The 766-nt window shown below is 37.7% G+C and carries 1 pseudogene; it reads left to right on the top strand.

Features of this window, described 5'->3' with window-relative positions:
- Window positions 1–685 (top strand): annotated as a pseudogene (locus ACFINC_RS10470) (TPM domain-containing protein); the annotation flags it as partial.
- Window positions 686–766: the final 81 nt, after the last annotated feature.

Raw genomic sequence — 766 nt, 5'->3', positions numbered from 1 at the left:
AACAAAGAGAAATTTAACGGAAAAACTCGCTACACTCGAAGAACAAACAGGAGATCAAATTGTTCTTGTAACGCTCCCTACTCTTTTGGGCAATGATATAGAGACATACAGCAATTCTCTTTTTCGCACATGGAAGGTAGGTCAAAAAGAAATCAATAATGGCGTGTTAATCGTCATTACCCCGAACGAACGTTAAGCACGTATTGAAGTAGGCTATGGTCTGGAAGGAGAACTAACAGATGCCATTTCCTCTGTCATCATTAATAGCTTTATGATTCCTCATTTTCGTGAAGGAAATTATCAAAAAGGAATTGTCGAAGCCGTTCATGCAATTATCAAAGTGATCACACAAAGCGATGCTGATTTTTCTTTTCGACTCAAACAAAAAGCTAAAGCTGTTGAAGAACAACGTAAACAAGCTGCGAAAGAAGAAATGATTATAAATACAATCATGTTTTTCATTCTCTTTATAGCCATGGGGTTACCCATTCTTGCTATGATTTTTGGTCAGAAAATAGGTCCACGAAAGTATCTTTGGATGGGTATTATCTTCACACCTTGGTTTTTAAACTTAAATGCAAGCGGTAGAGCCCCTGGTGGAATATTTGGTGGACATTCAGGAGGAGGAGGATTCAGAGGTGGTGGTGGATCATCAGGTGGTGGCGGTGCAACAGGAAGATGGTAAAACGAGCATAACGCGTTTTTTAAATAAAATTCATTACATTTCTCATTAAAAATTCATTGCAATTCTCATAAAGTATCTCTT

Origin of the sequence: Bartonella sp. AP58NXGY (genome assembly GCF_042195785.1) — a bacterium.
Lineage (GTDB): Bacteria > Pseudomonadota > Alphaproteobacteria > Rhizobiales > Rhizobiaceae > Bartonella.
The sequence above is the reverse complement of the archived record's forward strand: the minus strand, read 5'-3'. Positions and strand labels throughout refer to the sequence as shown.